Genomic DNA, 17,129 nt, shown 5'->3' with positions numbered 1-17,129 from the left:
ATTAGAATGCAGTCGAGTAGGGGGGCAGCTTCGGGCCTCCCTACTTTTTTTATATTTGTTCCCAAACACAGAAATATGTTAGAGGAAAAGATCAACGCTGATATAAAGGCGGCCATGCTTGCCAAAGATGCCAGAAAGCTCGAAGCACTCCGGGGAATTAAATCTGCCATCCTGCTGCTTAAGACTTCCCCTGAAGGGTATACTCAGGAAACGGAATTGAAAGCCCTTCAAAAGATGGTCAAGCAACGCAAGGAAACGGCAGAGATTTACTCCTCTCAGAACAGGAAGGACCTGGAAGAAGTGGAGTTGTTTCAGGCTTCAGTGATTGAAGCCTTTCTTCCGGCGCAAATGAGTCCGGATGCGTTGAAGGCGGAACTTCAGAAAATCATCGAAGCAGTGGGGGCCAAAGGTCCAGGTGACATGGGGAAGGTGATGGGACAAGCTACCAAAGCTCTTGCAGGAAAAACGGATGGGAAGGCAATATCAGAAATGGTTAAAAAGCTGTTGAATCCTTAACTCACTCTTACCTTCATACCCGGCTTGATCTTATAACTCTTGCCACTCATTCCGTTCAACTCTTTAATATCCTTCACGGTTTTTCCGTACCGCTTCGCGATCTCAAAAATATTATCTCCTTTTTCGGCTGTGTGGTATTCGACTCCCAGCGGATAGGCACACATACCATTACGGGTTTTCCGGATGACCATGTACATTCCAATTGGCTTTTCCGAACGGAATGAAATGAAGTATTTTGGATTGATCGGCTGCCCCTTAAAACGTACCTCAAAATGAAGATGTGAACCCGTAGATCGCCCTGTGCTTCCACCTAATCCTACCGCCTGCCCGGCTTTTACCTGCATACCTACTTTCACCCTGATCTTATGTAAGTGCGCATACACTGTTTCCAGTCCATTGTAATGCCGCACCACCACAAGATTACCGTAGTTACCATGCCGGCCGCACATGCGCACAATACCATCCCAGGCTGCCACCACAGGATCACCCCGGTTCAGGTCAAGATCAATGCCGTTGTGCATTGCCGTATCGCCCCTCCATCCGAAAGGTGAAGAAACGATGGCACAAGTGGGCATGAAGAATTCCTCATGTCCCTCAGGATACATATTGATAACAAATCCCGTATCGGATTTTTTCCAGCTGTCCTCGATGGGAACAAGATGTTTCGAATCAAAAACCGTGTAATATTCTGACGCAGGCGTTGAACTTTCATATAGTTGCAGACTTACAGGCTTGACAACCGTCAGTGGCGCAGGGTCTGATGATCTGCGTGACTTGACTGTTCTTCCTATCTCGGCCGCCAGGTCTACCGGTATCGAGTCCAGTTCAAAAAGCAGATCAATCAGGACTACTAACTGCTCATCGCTCATCTTCGACACAAGTTCCAGGTTATTCGTGCGGATTACTTCGCGCAGAGGCAGTGTATCCACATTACTAACCGCCATACCCGAGGCAGGACCGGCGAATACCAGCCCTAAAAAGAAGGGGAGTAGCACTATGAGATTCCTGGTCTTCATAATGAGGAGTGCTAAACTAAAAAAATCAAGCGGAAATCCAAGGAATATTCACCATTCTTATACCTTTGGAGAAATTAAAAAGACCCTCATGAAAGTAGTTAAATACCTGATTATCACTACATTGGTAATTTTTACCGGATGGTGTGTTTGGGCTGTAACCCTCCCTTCAAAAATGCATATTGAACGTTCCCTGCTCATTCAATCAGACCCCAATACCACCTTTGGACCCGTGAATGATCTGACCCAATGGATCAAGTGGTCATACTGGGATAATATTGATCCCAACATGAAAACCACTTTTGAAGGCCCGAATGCAGGTGTTGGTGCTATCCATCTTTGGGAAAGTACAAACGACAGTGTAGGAAAGGGTTCAATTGAAATCTTGAAGAGTGATGCGGGAAAGCTGGTTGAATATAAGCTCACCTTCGAGGGGATGGGAGAAAGTATTGGTGGATGGGTATTTCAGGATTCTGCAGGCGCAACGAAAGTGACTTGTTACATGGATATGGAAACTCCTTTCATGCTTCGGCCTATGATGGCCCTGGTGGATATGGATGCCATGTTGGGTGCTGATTTTATGAAGTCGTTGAACGGTTTGAAAACCTTGGTGGAGAGCTTTCCAAAATGGACACCCGTTGCCATGGAAGAAGTAGACGCTGCTCCCATGAATGTGGTGACGATGAAGGTTTCCTGCACCCCTTCAGAAATTTCTAAAACCCTGGGCGAGACATATGGAAAGATCGGTGCCATGGCAGGAAAAGCAGGTTCGAAACAAGCCGGACCGGTGTTCGCTATTTACATGAACTACACGGATACCAAAGTGGACATGGAGGTTGGTTTTATCGTAGATAAGCTTCCTGTAAAAACAGATGAGGGATTTAATGCGTATTCTACCACTCACACCAAAGCTTTAAAAGTCTCCTATTTCGGAGGGTATAAGAGTATGTATCCTTTCCATATGGGAATCAGCGAATGGTTGAAGGTTAATGGCAAAGACGTTCATGCTCCTCGTTGGGAATTGTACATCACGGATCCGGGCGCTGAACCGGATTCAACAAAATGGCAGACGGATATTGTAATTCCGCAATAAAACGTACGAATCAAGAGTCAACGGAGAAAGTTGTATTTCTTGAATCTAGACGCTTACTTGTTTATACATATCCCATCACGGTATATATCACCATCCCTACCCATTCGTGGAAAAGTTTATCCCAACTGCTTAATGTTTCCACATTGGGAATAAACAAATGATCAAACTCCCATTTGCGTTCTCCTGAATTACGATCGGTTGAATACGGAGTAACATTCATCCCTTCCATTCTGAAACAAGCAACTGCCCTGTTCATATGAGATGCTGAAGTAACCAGAAGTATTTTCAGATCCAGGTCTTCCCATCCCGGTTTTTTTGTGTCCAGCAGTTTCCGTGTTGCCGCAGCATTTTCATGTGTGTTCTTCGAATCATTTTCAATGAGCACCACGGAATCCGGTACCCCTAAATGTTTCATCATTCTTCCAATCAGCTCTCCTTCCTTCACGTGCTGGTGAAGTATACTTCCAGAGCCACCGGCGAATAAAATGCGTTTAACTTTTCCCTCCTTGTACAAACGGATGGCCTGAATAAGCCTGTCGGCCCCCCGCTGCATTTGGATCCGGTCAATTTTTCCATCATACGTGCTTATCCCTCCCAATACAACTGCTACATCATGTACTTCTAGTTTTTCATCAGCAATAGCCGGAACTTCCCAGGCACGCATGAATTCATCCTGTATAAAGGGATTGGAGAAAAACAGAAAGAGGATCAGTGTCCAGCGGAATAATTTCTTTTTCCGCAACGGATCTTTGCATAGAATGCCCCATATCAGGACACCTAAAATCCAGGTAAATGGGCTGATCAGGAAATGAAGCAGTTTGCTGAATAGAAAAAACATCCCGTAAAGATAGCAATAACCCTGATTATCAGTATTTTCACTGCTCTTTTGGAGGTCACCTGAAGGAAGGGTAAATTTGTTGGTTATCCCCAGCTAAAGTGGAATATGATTCAGACGGAAGTATATCAACCGAAAAATAAGATCAGAATAGTAACCGCAGCTTCGCTGTTCGACGGACATGATGCAGCCATCAATGTGATGCGCAGGATCATTCAGGCCAGCGGAGCGGAGGTAATCCACCTCGGACACGATCGTTCCGTGAAGGAGATTGTTGACTGCGCCGTGCAGGAAGATGTGCAGGCCATTGCAATCACATCCTATCAGGGCGGACACATGGAATTTTTTAAATACATGCACGATCTGCTGAAGGAAAGAGGCTGCGGACATATCAGGATCTTTGGCGGCGGTGGCGGAACAATTTTGCCTTCTGAAGTAAAGGAGTTACACGCCTATGGTATCGCCCGCATTTATTCTCCTGACGACGGAAGAGCAATGGGTTTGCAGGGCATGATCAATGACCTGCTCCAGAAGAGCGATTTTCCTAGCGGAAAGAATCTCAACGGAGAGGTAAACCATCTTCAATTGAAGGATCCCAAAGCCATTGCTTCTCTTATTTCCGCATCCGAAAATTATCCCGGAGAGGTAAAGGGTATGCTGGACGAGGTGCGGACTCGTGCAGCTAAGAAGAAAATTCCTGTTCTGGGAATTACCGGAACAGGAGGCGCCGGGAAATCTTCACTTGTAGACGAACTCGTTCGCCGGTTTTTACTGGATTTCCCTGACAAAACAGTGGCTATCATTTCGGTGGATCCTTCCAGGAAAAAGTCCGGAGGGGCTCTTCTGGGTGACCGCATACGTATGAATTCCATCAGCAACGATCGCGTGTATATGCGCTCACTGGCTACCCGCCAGAGTAATCTCGCCCTTTCAAAGTATGTGAACGAAGCAGTATTGGTGGTTAAAGCAGCAGGGTATGATCTGGTCATACTTGAAACGTCCGGGATTGGACAGAGTGATACAGAAATTGTTGATCACAGCGATCTTTCCCTTTATGTGATGACACCAGAATACGGCGCCGCATCGCAGCTGGAAAAAATAGATATGCTGGATTTCGCAGATGTGGTGGCCCTGAACAAATTTGATAAGCGTGGTGCTCAGGATGCGTTGCGGGATGTGCGTAAACAGTATAAACGCAACCGGAAGGATTTTGCCGCTGAGGACGAAAATCTCCCGGTATTCGGAACCATCGCTTCTCAGTTTAACGACCCGGGAATGAACAGGCTCTACCGTTCCGTTCTGGGAAAGATCGCGGAGAAGACGGGATTAAATTTCAATTCTAAACTTTCCGCCGCCGCTGAGGTAAGCGAAAAGATCTTTATTATTCCGCCCGGACGTACAAGGTATCTTTCAGAAATATCAGAGCAGAACAGGAGCGAACGACAGTGGATTGAAGAGCAGGCCGCAGTTGCCGATGAACTGTTCGGAATCGAAAAAGCTATCCAGTCGCTTGCGGGCTCCTCTATGGATGATAAAGACCGGATGATCCGGAAACTCAAAGAGCAGCTTGAACTACGGAGAGAAGTCCTTCTGCCGGAGTGCAGAAAGATCCTTGATGGATGGACCTCGAAGCGTAAACAGTACAAGGATGAGGTTTTTATTTATAAGGTACGGGGAAAGGATCTGAAAGTTTCTACACAAACGGAATCCCTTTCACATATACGGATTCCAAAGGTGGTTACTCCCTCTTATACAGGGTGGGGAGATATTCTGCGGTGGAACCTGAAGGAGAATGTGCCCGGAGAGTATCCTTATACGGCAGGCGTTTTTCCCTTCAAGCGGGAGGGTGAGGATCCTACACGCATGTTCGCCGGCGAAGGCGGCCCGGAGCGTACCAATCGCCGCTTTCATTATGTGTCTCTGGGTATGCCGGCAAAAAGATTATCTACTGCGTTCGATTCAGTTACACTATATGGTCGCGACCCTGAAACACGTCCGGATATTTACGGCAAGATCGGAAACAGCGGCGTTTCCATTTGCTGTCTGGACGACGCAAAGAAATTATACTCCGGTTTTAATCTTTCAGATCCAAAAACCAGCGTAAGCATGACCATCAATGGTCCGGCTGCGGTTATGACCGCGTATTTTATGAATGCGGCAATAGATCAGCAATGTGAATTGTATATCCGTAAGCAGGGAATGGAAAAGGAAGTGGAGGAAAAGATCCGGGAGATCTATAAGAAAAAGGGAGTGCCCCGTCCGGCCTACCAGGGACCACTTCCCGAAGGAAACGACGGACTGGGACTGATGCTGCTGGGTGTAACAGGAGATCAGGTGTTGCCGGCATCCGTGTATAAAGAGATCGCAGAATGTACGCTGGCTGCCGTACGCGGTACAGTTCAGGCGGATATTCTGAAGGAAGATCAGGCGCAGAATACATGTATTTTCTCTACGGAATTTGCATTACGTCTGATGGGGGATGTACAGGAGTATTTCATTGAGAACAGTATCCGTAATTTCTATTCTGTTTCCATTTCCGGGTACCATATCGCGGAGGCTGGTGCGAATCCTGTTACCCAGCTGGCCTTCACACTCGCCAATGGTTTTACATATGTGGAGTATTATCTCAGCCGGGGAATGGATGTGAATGACTTTGCACCGAACCTTTCATTTTTCTTCTCCAACGGTATTGACCCTGAATATTCCGTGATTGGACGTGTTGCTCGAAGGATCTGGGCGCGGGCCATGAAAAACAAGTATAAAGCCAATGAACGCTCCCAGATGTTGAAGTACCATATACAGACATCTGGCCGGTCGCTTCATGCACAGGAAATTGATTTCAATGATATTCGCACAACGCTGCAGGCACTCTATGCTATCTACGATAATTGTAATTCCCTGCATACGAACGCGTATGATGAAGCCATCACTACGCCAACAGAAGAATCTGTACGGAGAGCAATGGCGATTCAGCTCATTATTAACAGGGAGCTCGGACTTTCTAAGAACGAGAACCCTATGCAAGGCTCTTTCATTATCGAAGAGCTGACGGATCTGGTGGAGGAAGCAGTACTGTTGGAGTTCGACCGGATTAATGAGCGGGGAGGCGTACTGGGTGCCATGGAAACCATGTATCAGCGCGGAAAGATTCAGGAGGAGAGCTTATACTATGAAACGATGAAACATACGGGTGAGCTTCCCATCATCGGAGTGAATACGTTCCTGTCTTCCAAAGGATCCCCTACGATTCTGCCGCGTGAAGTAATACGGGCAACAACGGAGGAGAAGGAGTACCAGATTAGCATGGTACAGCACCTGAACAAAGGAAACGCCGGCAAAACGGCAGATTGCCTGAAGGATATGCAAAAGGCAGCAGTGGAAAACCGGAACCTGTTTGCATGCCTCATGGAGGCAGGAAAATACTGTTCGCTGGGACAGATTACTACGGCCTTGTTTGAAGTCGGTGGCCAGTATAGACGCAATATGTGATCATGTTCCGCTTTTCTCCTCATTCACGGCCACCACTACCACTACTACTACCACTACTACTCATTCTTTCCTGTGAGTACCGATCTATTCAATTAAAGCATTTCCCTGAAGCAGATCGGTTTTTTCCCAGTATGACTGAAGGCCATCACGCCCCTCTGATCGTTCAGCGATTGGATACACTGTTTCAACGCAAGGTGCAGAATGGATTTAACGGAAATGTGCTGATCTCGCGAAAGGGAAAAGTGATCTATAAGAAGTGCTTTGGATACCCGGATAAGTCAAAGAGTACGGAACTTGATCCCACTACATCCTTTCAGGTGGCCAGTGTAACAAAAACGTTTACCGCAACCGCCATATTGATCCTGTATCAGGAAGGGAAAATCAGGCTGAAGGATAAAGTTGAAAAGTATATCAAGGGATGGCCTTTCAAGGGAATAAGTATTGATCTTCTTCTTTCGCATCGGTCCGGATTGGGCGAATACCACTACTTTTCTGAGAAGTGGTATCCCGATTCTGAAACGCCCGTGAAGCTGGATGACATGATCCGGGCAATTTGTGATTCCAGTCCTCCCAGGTATTATAAACCCAATGAAAAGTTTGATTACTGCAATACAAATTATATTGTACTTGCAAGAATAATTGAAATTGTAGGTGGAAATACATACGCGGAATTTCTGGAAGAAAAAATATTCAAACCACTGGAGATGAATAATACATGGGTGGGAGGAATGTACGATGACCCTTCCAGAATCCGTGCCCGGGGGTATAATTCAAAGTGGGAACCTGAGAAAAATAATTTTCTGGATGGTTGTGTGGGTGATAAAGGAGTATTTACCAATGTGGTTGATCTGAATAAGTATGATAAGAGTTTTTACAATCATACCTTGCTTGCGGATACGGTGATTGAACTGATGTTCAAGCCCCGGCAGAAGGAGCGTAAAGGGATCTATAATTACGGATATGGATGGAGAATTCTCCGAACAGAAGATTCATTGCCTGTGGTATTTCACAATGGCTGGTGGCATGGATACAATTCTTGTTTTTACAGACGACTCCAGGACAGCACAACCATCATCATCCTTGGTAATAAATTTTCAAAAGAGCCCTACCGGCTGTACGGGGTATTGGGAATATTGGACAACAAGACGGCCGGAGGCGATGGGGAGATAGGCGAAGAGCATAACTCAGGTATCAAAGAAGAAGAATAATGTTGCGAAAGCACTTTTCTTGGGTAGCAGGAGCCGCATTAGGAGCCGCCCTGACCTTGTTGTTACTGGTGTTTTTCGGAGTTTTCCGGAAAGGGGAAACGCCAACAAAAAAGTTCATCAAAGGGGTAAGGGATGCTGTAAAAACACCGGGGAATGAAATGCCGCGTACAGCATTTCAGCAATTGAAATATGCGCTCGACAGTATCCGGAATTCTCCGGCCATGCGTTACGGAGCGTTTGGGTTTTGCCTCTTTGATCCGGATAGCGGGAAAGTGATCCTGGAGAATGATGCGAACCGTTCCCTGGTTCCTGCCTCTGTGCTGAAGGTACTTACTACCGGGGTTGCTTTATCCAGGCTAGGTTCCGGATTCCGGTTCGCTACACGCCTTCAGTACGATGGAAAGATTGAGAGTGGTATCCTGAATGGAAATATCTATATACAAGGAACCGGAGATCCGAGCTTAGGTTCAGAGGTGTTTGGAAGTTCTTCGGATAAGGTAATGTCCGCTTTTGTAGCCGCAATAAAAAAGCAGGGCATCGACAGCATCACCGGAAGGATTATTGCTGATGCAGAGCTTTTTGAATTTGATCCTATCCCGCTTGGATATGCATGGGAGGATATTCAGAATGATTACGGGACGGGTGTATGTGGATTGAATTTTTGTGAGAACTGGTTTGAGATTGATGTAAAGGTGCAGAATAAGACAACCTATATTAAGTCAAGGCAGGATGTACCCGGGTTAATCCTCCTTAACCAGGTTTTCTATAATCCGAAGATCCACAAAAGCTATGTGTATGTACACAGCGGCCCCTATAATCCTGAACGTGTGGCAATGGGAGAAGTAGCCAATGATTTTATGGCAAGAGCGCCCATCCCCGACGCGCCACTCTATTGTGCCTATACCCTGAAGAATAGCCTGAAGAGTGCAGGCATTCGGGTGAAGGACACTGTGCAGACTATCCGCAAATTAAAGGTGAATGGCATGTACGAAAAGCGGGAGCGAAAGACATTTTATTCAATGGTTTCTCCTTCTTTGTCGCAATTGGTATTTCACACCAATCAAATTTCTCAGAACTTTTACGCAGAAAGCATTTTGCGAGGCCTGGGATTACAGCGTCATGATTTCGGATCCACGCTCAATGGTGTTTCTTCGGTGATGGCTTATGCAAAAGAGCATAAAGTAGACCTGGGAGGATTTTACATGACGGATGGCAGTGGGGTGTCTCGCTTCAACGGGATTACCTGTAAGCAACTTACGCTGATGCTGAATGCATATACAAGAGACACAGCGATGTTCGGAGTTTTTTACAATTCACTGCCTACCGCCGGGGAAACAGGCACTTTGCGCAGGATAGGGGAGGGTACAAGCGCTGATGGTAAGATCCGTGCCAAAAGCGGGTACATGACCCGTGTGAGAAGCTATGCAGGGTATGTCACCACCAAATCCGGTCGTAGATTATCTTTTTCCATGATCTCCAATAATCATCAGCTGGATGCAATAGGGATACGGAATGTTATGGAAAGGTTGATGATTTTAATGGCGGAGTTAGAGTAAATTATCCTTCTTCCATTCCCCATCTTTCCCCTTCCACCACACTCTCGGATCCCTGAAAGTGTCTGCAACTTTATCAAATTCCTCTTCGGTCCAGCCTACATATTCCAGCCAGCGCCGGAGGTCCTTTGATTTAATGGGATCCATCTGGTTCACGATTCGGATGCCTTCCTCACGGGTCATTTTTCCGGCACGGATGTCTTTACACACGTGATCTGTAGCGCGGCCATATCCGAACTTGATGTATTTCATATAATCGTGTATGCCGTTCTCGTGCATATCGTCCAGGTTCGACATGCGGCGATACGTGCGTTCAAAAGGCTCTTCCGCTTCTTTGAATCCGTAGAGTTTTTTCATCAACTCACCATGCTCATTCGCTTCCCACCTGAAATAATTGGAAATATAGATCCCGCGGACTCCAACGCGATCAATTTCATCATCGGAAGGATACACCCAGGGCGTAAGATCTGATTGACAGAGGTTTTCATTGTATGCCGGTGCAGCAGCCAGAAAATCATTCCATTCATACCCTCGCAAACAATGCTCATGCCTGTATCTGTAAGTAAATTCTACAAAATCGTTGTAAGAGTGCATGCCACCCAGATCCATGAACCCGTGTTCACCCCAGATCATCAGGGGAATGTTCTTTTGCACTGCCTCCCGTATAGGGTAAGTAAAGATTCCGGCGTGTGCATGCCAGTTCATATCTCCCATCATGCGCATTCCCATCCGGTTCAGCGTTTTCAGGACTTCAATATTGGGAGTAAAAAAAACATGATCGCACCCGAATACCTCACGCATGTTGATGAGGTTTTTCATACCCGTGGGTGTGTAATTGTTCCCATGATACGTGACGAGCAAGGGGTTAAGGCCGTATACCTTTTTGATAATATGTATTTGAAAGTAAGAATCCTTTCCTCCGCTTACGGGAATCAAACAGTCATAATTGTTACCGTCTTTGCTTCTGTACGTTTCTACGAGATCACGAAATTTTTCTTCCCGGGCTTCCCAGTCTATGTCCACCCGTTGTTCTGCAGCCCTGCATCCAGTGCAAATCCCATTTTCGTCAAAGGCAAGTGGTACCGCGGAACTTGCAGGGTACACACATTTTTTGCAGTACCGCATGGCAGCAGGCCGATCAGGTTCGATGAAGTACTTCTTATCTGACATCAATGCCTGACTTTTTTAAAAGTTGCTTCGCCCTGGGATAACTCCGTTCCGTAAAATGAAAGATATTTCCTGCGGCTACACCGGACACTTTGCAATGTTTCGCCAAAGTTACAAAGTCCTCCATTGTTCCCGCACCCCCGCAAGCCACCACGGGCAACCGGGTACTATCCACCACCAAACCAATGGTCTCCAGGTCATAGCCATTCCCCTTCCCATCCCTGTCAATAGAGTTTAGAAATATTTCACCTGCGCCCAATTCTTCCAGTTCCTTTACCCAGCCCAACAGTCCACCGGCACACTTGCCACCAAATCCTGTGTATACTTCCGCTTTTACACCGGAACCTTTATAATCAATGGAGGCTACTACCGCCTGTCGGCCATATTTCTCCGAAACCTTTTTTACAAACCCCGGATCTTCCACCGCGATTGTATTCAATGTGATCTTATCCGCTCCGCCCCGTATCAGCGTATCTACCTGTTCCATATTGCGGATTCCTCCCCCGAAAGTTAATGGCATGAAGCAGACATTGGAAATCAGGTTTAATATATCTGGAAGAGAGGAGTAAGATTCCGTTTTGTGATCATCACGACCGAGGTCGTATATTTTATCACGACCGAGGTCGTATATTTTATCACGACTTATATCCAGGCAAATCAGCTCATCTGCTTTCCATTCGTTATAGCGTTTTGCCTCATCTACCACATTTCCGATCTTTTGGTGGATTGTAAAATCCTCACTGCGGACGATATGCCCGTTCAGGATATTCAATACCGGAATGAGACGTGTTTTTACCATTCCGAAAAGTTTTTTAGTACCTGCAGTCCGGCATCATGGCTTTTTTCAGGATGAAACTGACAAGCCAGGATGTTTTCTGTTTCAAGGGCGGAAACAAATTCCTGGCCATAGTTTGTATGGTATCCTGTGATCTCTGCGGAGGGTTTGCAATAATAGCTGTGTACAAAATAAAAGCATGGGTTTTCTACATGCTCAAGCAACCTTGATCCTTGACCTTTTATTTTTTTTACCTCGTTCCATCCCATGTGAGGGATCATAAGGGTTAACCCCAGTTCTTCTATACTCCTTACCTCACCCTTTAATATCTTCAGTCCTTCATTCTTCCCGCCTTCTGAACTGCTTTCAAATAGAAGTTGCATTCCCAGGCACAATCCCAGCAGTTTGTTTTCTTTCGTAGCTAGAAAGTTGGGTATGGCTATGTCAAACCCTTTATTTCTCAATGCATCTATGGCCGGTGCAAATGCCCCCACTCCGGGCAAAACGATCTTTTGATAGGTTTTTAGTTCTCCGGGAGTGCTGACCAATTCCGTTTCAACGCCTATGGCCTCAAAAGCACGACGGACAGAGCGGATATTTCCCACGCCATAATCAATGATCCCGATCTTCTTCATCTGCGGGTTTTGCAATACAATCAATGGTCAGGGCTGTGCCGGGTTGAAGATCCCGGGTAGCATTTTTTCCGAGGAGAAATTCATAATGAGCCGGTTCCATGCCACCAGAGGGGCGAATGATGCGAACATTCCGCTCCGTGAATTTCTCACCTGCAAGAATAGGTTTAACCACATAAATGGAACGCTTAAATTGCAGGCTTTGGCTTTCTCTTTTGGATAGATCATAATAGACGTAACCAATGGATAAAGCCGCCTGAGTGGCCTCCGTGACAAGTTGTTTCAATTCGTTGGGTTCAAGTGAGAAAGCGGCATCTACACCTCCGTCGGTTCTTGAAAGGGTGAAATGCTTTTCGATGACACAGGCGCCAAGTGCAACCGCAGCCAGGGATACCCCAATTCCCGGTGTGTGATCAGAAAGCCCTATGGTGCATTTGAACTTTGCTTCCAGATCAGGAATAGTGGCCAGGTTCGATTCGGAGGCGGAGGCCGGATAGGTAGACGTGCACTTCAGCAGGATGAGATCCTTGCATCCGTAACGCTGAAGGTGGTGAACAGACTGTCTGAGATTTTGTTCGTTAATGAGTCCGGCAGACATAATCACCGGTTTTCCCGTACGTGCCACTTTTTTCAGCAAGGGCATGTGCTCATTTTCGAATGAGGCTATTTTGTAGACCGGACAGCCCAGCTTTTCCAGTTTATCCACGGCCACCTCATCGAAGGGGGAGGAGAAGCATAGGATCTTCTTCTCCTTTGCGCGTTTGAAGATCGCTTCGTGCCACTCCCAGGGCGTGTGGGCTTCCTCGTATAATTCATACAGTGTTCGTCCGTGCCACAACGACTTCGGATCGTCGATGGTGAACTTACCACCTTCCATCGGTATGGTCATGCTGTCGGCAGTATACGTCTGCAACTTGATTGCATGGGCGCCGGCCTCCGCTGCGGCATCCACAATGGCCAATGCTCTTTCCAGAGACCCATTGTGATTTCCGCTCATTTCCGCAATAATGAAGGGAGGTTGTCCCTTCCCGATGATAGTTCTTCCCAGTTTCATAGTTTTTTATTCATTTGAATAGTTTGAGTTCCCTGGTACAGGAAACGATTTACAAAGCTGAAGCCCGCTTCCGTAAATGCACGCGCAGAGGCTTCATTACCGTTTTTAATCAACGCGCTGATGCAGTGTCCGGGATGTTGGGCAAAATAGTGCAGGCAAGCTCTTCGAAGAACCTTTGCCCCCAACCCTTTCCCCCGAAATTCTTTTTTCAGATTCACACTGATTACTGCGTTACCGGATACGAATGAATCTTTAGAAGGATCTATTCGAATGAAGGCAAAGGGTTCTCTGATGTCTTCTGCAATCCAGGCCGCGGAGCTTTTGTTATTTAATTTTGTTTCAAACCAGGTGTGGTGTGCTTCCTTCGTGATTGCTGTGGTGTTGAATGAATTATTTCTTGTTCCTTCCTCATTCGACCACTCCAGCAGCATTTCTTCGTCCAGCGCATGTATTTTTCGGAGAGTGAGGTCGTCGGAAAGCGACTGAAAGATCTCACGAAGGCGCCGGTCGCTGTTCCCGTCAAAGTATTTTTCCTGAACAGCAGGCTTACCGGGGAGCAGGGGAGAGGGTGGAAGGGTTAACTCCTCGGGCGAAAGAACGCCATCGGCCAGCTGATGGTTCGTCAGGAAATCGAACATGGGTTGCTGATTGTCCGCAGTTGGTAAAACAAGCAGTGGAATTCTTGAGGCGCAGGCCTCGTACGCAACCGTAGAGGCCGAGGTAATAGCAAGTGCGTGGGTGCGGAAGATTTCTGCCATTCCCGCCGCAGTAAGATTATTCTGCAGTGAAAAGGAGGGATGCGTTGCAAGGAATTCACGTAGTTCCTCATGCGCTCCGTACGCCGGACCGGTGACAAGGGTAAAGTACCGGCCGGGATAGGCGGTGGCGAGCACCCTTGCGGTACGCAGCAGGTAGTTTTTCGGATCTGCGCCTCCGAAACAGATAAGGGTATTTTTTTTCTCAGAATATACAGGCATCCGGGAATTCTGGAGAATTTCAGCACGGAGGGGCGCGAATGCAGGTCCGGAAAAGAAAAGAAGAGGAGGGTCCTGCACCACGGATGCGCGAACATCTCCGGCGGGGCATATGAACGCATGAGCCGTGCATTTATCCGTTTCATCTACCAGTGCTACGATCCGTGCTCCCAGTTCCGCCAATTGCACATCGATACCTGCAGGAATTCGGTACGAATCCATGAGAACAATATCTCCGGCGTCGGGAATGATCAGCGCTTCTTCCCAGTCGTTTACCACTGATTTTCTGAAGCGATTTTTCAGAACAATGCTTATTGCTTCGGTATGATCTGAAGGCAGCACGAATTCTATCCGGAACATATCCCGCAGCGTGGTGGCAATGGCCAGGCATCGCATAAGATGCCCCATGCCGGAATGTTTATCACCTTCTGTAAATATGTATAGATTCTTCATTCTTCCTTCTGACGTATATGTGCGTTGATTGCTGCCAGTTGGGGATGAGTGGTCAGAATACGGGTAATTTCCTGTGCGGGGAGCAGGTGAGCACGGTGTTCAAGCACGAGTTGCCGGATCAGTTCCAGGTCTTCCGCTGTGTCTACGGTAACGCGGAGATCGGAATGGTTTTCCGGGTCGGTGATGTGATGCAGTGATTCTGCGTTAGCACGGATCCAGGGTGTGACATGTTCTTTTTCGAAAGCCGTCGCCGCATGTTCCTTTGCCGCGCGCAGCATATCGAAGGAAAATATTTCAAAATCAAAACCCCGCGGATAGGTTCTTTCTATCGTGTTGGAGGTATACAGATCGTTACGCTCAAATGCAAGATGTTCCTCCAGGCCTCGCAGAATCAGGGCGGGATCAATGAGTGGACAATCAGAAGTGACACGAATCACAGGGTCAAACTCGAAGTATTCTGCCGTTTCGAAAAAGCGGAGCAGTACATTTTCTTCGCTTCCCCGGTAAACATTCAGTTCGTATTTCTTTCCGTAAATAATAAAAGCATCATCGTCCGGCTTTTCTGTTGTGGCTATTGCAAATTCTAATCCGGTCTGACGCAATCTTCCGAGGTGAATGTCCATCAGGTTCCCGTTCCCAACTGAGGAAAAAACTTTCCCCGGCAAACGGGTGCTGCCCATTCGCGCCTGGGTAATGATACCGGGACGTTTTTTCATCCTCACATTACAGTTTCACTCCGAGGTGTCTGGTGATCATGCGGCGGATAGCGGCCTCATTGAGCCATTGTTTATTCTTTCCTGAATTATAGGAAAAGCCTTCTTTCACTTTTTTTACGCGGTGATTTTTCATCCACTTCTGAACATCCCACTCCGGAACAGTGGGAAGAATGATATAAAGTCCTTTCATCTCTACGGTATTCAGGGAATCATCGGCGGTGATCATTTCTTCATGGATTTTTTCACCGGGTCGTATGCCGGTGATCACCTGCTTTGCCCGGGGTGCGATAGCCCTTGCAAGTGTGGTGACTCTGAACGAAGGGATTTTGGGAACGAATATTTCTCCCCCCATCATGGTTTCCAGTGCGTGGAGGGAAAGCAGGACACCTTGTTCAATTGTAATGTTAAAGCGTGTCATCCGGCGATCCGTGATGGGAAGGATTCCTTTTTCGCGTTCACTCAGAAAAAAGGGTACTACCGATCCGCGCGAACCCAGCACATTCCCGTAACGCACCACGGAAAAGCGCAGGTCTTTTTTCCCTGCCATGCTGTTGGCGGCTACAAAGAGTTTGTCGGCGCAGAGTTTAGTTGCTCCGTATAGATTAATCGGGGCCGCAGCCTTGTCGGTGGAAAGAGCCACTACCCGCCTCACATTGCTGCGCAGACAGGCATTGATCAGATTTTCTGCTCCAAGTACATTGGTCTTTATCGCTTCCATTGGATTGTACTCTGCTACGGGCACATGTTTGAGTGCAGCGGCATGTACTACGGCTTCGATGCCGTCCAGGGCATGCAGGAGTCTTTGTTCGTCCCGTACATCGCCGATGAAATAGCGCAGCTGACGGTACGTTGATACGGGAAACTCCCGGTTCATTTCAAATTGCTTTTGTTCGTCGCGTGAGAACACCACGATCCTCTTTACTTCAGGATGCTGCTCCAGGATCTCCCGGACGAACGCTTTTCCGAAGGTGCCGGTCCCGCCGGTCACCAATACGGAACGGAATGATAACTTTGATGTTTTCATAGAACCTTATGCCCCGTAAAGATACACTCCCTGAGCTGGTTTTCGCTACCCAAAATCCCAATAAAATCAGGGAAATACAAAAGGCTTTAGAGGGAAGGGCCATGATTCGGGGACTGGAGGGCTTTTCGCTTGAGGAGGAGCTGCCGGAAACAGGACAAACCCTGGAGGCCAACGCGCTTCAGAAAGCCCGCTTTGTGGCCGAGCGCCTCGGAATCGACTGTTTTGCCGACGATACCGGTTTAGAGGTGGAAGCGCTGAATGGCGCACCGGGGGTTCTGTCTGCCCGCTACGCGGGAGACAGAAAAGATGAAGTGGCCAACAGGAAGAAACTGCTCAGCGCACTTACAGGCAAGCCTTCACGGAAGGCCCGTTTCCGTACCGTTATTGCCCTGGTTCTGGCGGGAAGGGATTACCTTTTTGAGGGATTCGTGGATGGCGAGATCACGGAAGAGGAAACAGGTAGCGGCGGGTTCGGGTACGATCCCGTTTTTCGTCCTTTTCCCCATTCACGCACCTTTGGTCAGATGAGCCTCGAAGAGAAAAATGCGCTTAGTCACCGGGTTCGGGCTGTTAATAAATTAGTGGAATTCCTTGCTAAACGCTGAGAACGCCGCCCCTCAATAGCGG

The 17,129-nt window shown here is 47.4% G+C and carries 13 protein-coding genes and 1 pseudogene; 6 read left to right on the top strand and 8 right to left on the bottom strand.

Annotated elements, in window-relative coordinates; all coding sequences use genetic code 11:
- Positions 1–75 precede the first annotated feature (75 nt).
- Positions 76–516, top strand: a complete 441-nt coding sequence (locus IT233_02015) for a GatB/YqeY domain-containing protein (GenBank protein MCC7301395.1) — start codon at positions 76–78, stop codon at positions 514–516.
- Here IT233_02015 and IT233_02010 read toward each other — a convergent pair.
- A complete protein-coding gene (locus tag IT233_02010; protein MCC7301394.1) occupies positions 513–1,532 on the bottom strand; it encodes a peptidoglycan DD-metalloendopeptidase family protein in 1,020 nt (339 codons plus the stop codon). The two genes, IT233_02015 and IT233_02010, sit on opposite strands and share 4 nt — an antisense overlap.
- An 88-nt stretch (positions 1,533–1,620) precedes the next feature.
- Between IT233_02010 and IT233_02005 the strand changes: the two genes are divergently transcribed.
- Entirely contained in the window at positions 1,621–2,622 is a 1,002-nt protein-coding gene (locus IT233_02005) for an SRPBCC family protein (GenBank protein ID MCC7301393.1), read from the top strand.
- A gap of 61 nt (positions 2,623–2,683) precedes the next feature.
- Here the strand turns inward: IT233_02005 and IT233_02000 are convergent, their stop codons facing one another.
- Entirely contained in the window at positions 2,684–3,460 is a 777-nt protein-coding gene (locus IT233_02000; GenBank protein ID MCC7301392.1) for a YdcF family protein, read from the bottom strand.
- A gap of 105 nt (positions 3,461–3,565) precedes the next feature.
- On the opposite strand from IT233_02000, the gene IT233_01995 reads away from it, so the two are divergent.
- From IT233_01995 to dacB, 3 genes are all read left to right on the top strand, one after another.
- Complete coding sequence (locus IT233_01995; GenBank protein MCC7301391.1) at positions 3,566–6,946, top strand: methylmalonyl-CoA mutase family protein; 3,381 nt, start codon at positions 3,566–3,568, stop codon at positions 6,944–6,946.
- 131 nt (positions 6,947–7,077) lie between these two features.
- Positions 7,078–8,154: a beta-lactamase family protein gene (locus IT233_01990; GenBank protein MCC7301390.1), complete on the top strand. Its 1,077-nt coding sequence runs from the start codon at positions 7,078–7,080 to the stop codon at positions 8,152–8,154.
- Positions 8,154–9,710: a D-alanyl-D-alanine carboxypeptidase/D-alanyl-D-alanine-endopeptidase gene (gene dacB, locus IT233_01985; protein MCC7301389.1), complete on the top strand. Its 1,557-nt coding sequence runs from the start codon at positions 8,154–8,156 to the stop codon at positions 9,708–9,710. The genes IT233_01990 and dacB overlap by 1 nt, the downstream gene beginning before the upstream one ends.
- Here the strand turns inward: dacB and hisF are convergent.
- The 6 genes and pseudogenes from hisF to pseB form a co-directional block, all read right to left on the bottom strand.
- Positions 9,702–11,673, bottom strand: a pseudogene (hisF, locus tag IT233_01980) (imidazole glycerol phosphate synthase subunit HisF). The gene dacB and the pseudogene hisF sit on opposite strands and share 9 nt — an antisense overlap.
- Positions 11,667–12,284, bottom strand: a complete 618-nt coding sequence (gene hisH / locus IT233_01975; protein ID MCC7301388.1) for an imidazole glycerol phosphate synthase subunit HisH — start codon at positions 12,282–12,284, stop codon at positions 11,667–11,669. Before hisH ends, hisF begins: the two are co-directional and overlap by 7 nt.
- Entirely contained in the window at positions 12,262–13,335 is a 1,074-nt protein-coding gene (gene pseI, locus IT233_01970; protein ID MCC7301387.1) for a pseudaminic acid synthase, read from the bottom strand. The genes hisH and pseI overlap by 23 nt, the downstream gene beginning before the upstream one ends.
- Positions 13,332–14,762: a GNAT family N-acetyltransferase gene (locus tag IT233_01965; GenBank protein MCC7301386.1), complete on the bottom strand. Its 1,431-nt coding sequence runs from the start codon at positions 14,760–14,762 to the stop codon at positions 13,332–13,334. The genes pseI and IT233_01965 overlap by 4 nt, the downstream gene beginning before the upstream one ends.
- Positions 14,759–15,478 carry a glycosyltransferase family protein gene (locus IT233_01960; protein ID MCC7301385.1) on the bottom strand — a complete coding sequence of 240 codons (720 nt, stop codon included), beginning with the start codon at positions 15,476–15,478 and terminating at the stop codon, positions 14,759–14,761. Before IT233_01960 ends, IT233_01965 begins: the two co-directional genes overlap by 4 nt.
- Positions 15,479–15,485: 7 nt before the next feature.
- Positions 15,486–16,502, bottom strand: a complete 1,017-nt coding sequence (pseB, locus tag IT233_01955; GenBank protein ID MCC7301384.1) for a UDP-N-acetylglucosamine 4,6-dehydratase (inverting) — start codon at positions 16,500–16,502, stop codon at positions 15,486–15,488.
- 8 nt (positions 16,503–16,510) lie between these two features.
- Between pseB and rdgB the strand changes: the two genes are divergently transcribed.
- Complete coding sequence (gene rdgB, locus IT233_01950) at positions 16,511–17,107, top strand: RdgB/HAM1 family non-canonical purine NTP pyrophosphatase (protein ID MCC7301383.1); 597 nt, start codon at positions 16,511–16,513, stop codon at positions 17,105–17,107.
- Positions 17,108–17,129 lie beyond the last annotated feature (22 nt).

This window comes from Bacteroidia bacterium, assembly GCA_020852255.1.
GTDB lineage: Bacteria > Bacteroidota > Bacteroidia > JADZBD01 > JADZBD01 > JADZBD01.
Note: the sequence above shows the minus strand (reverse complement) of the source record. Positions and strands in the feature narration are given on the sequence as shown.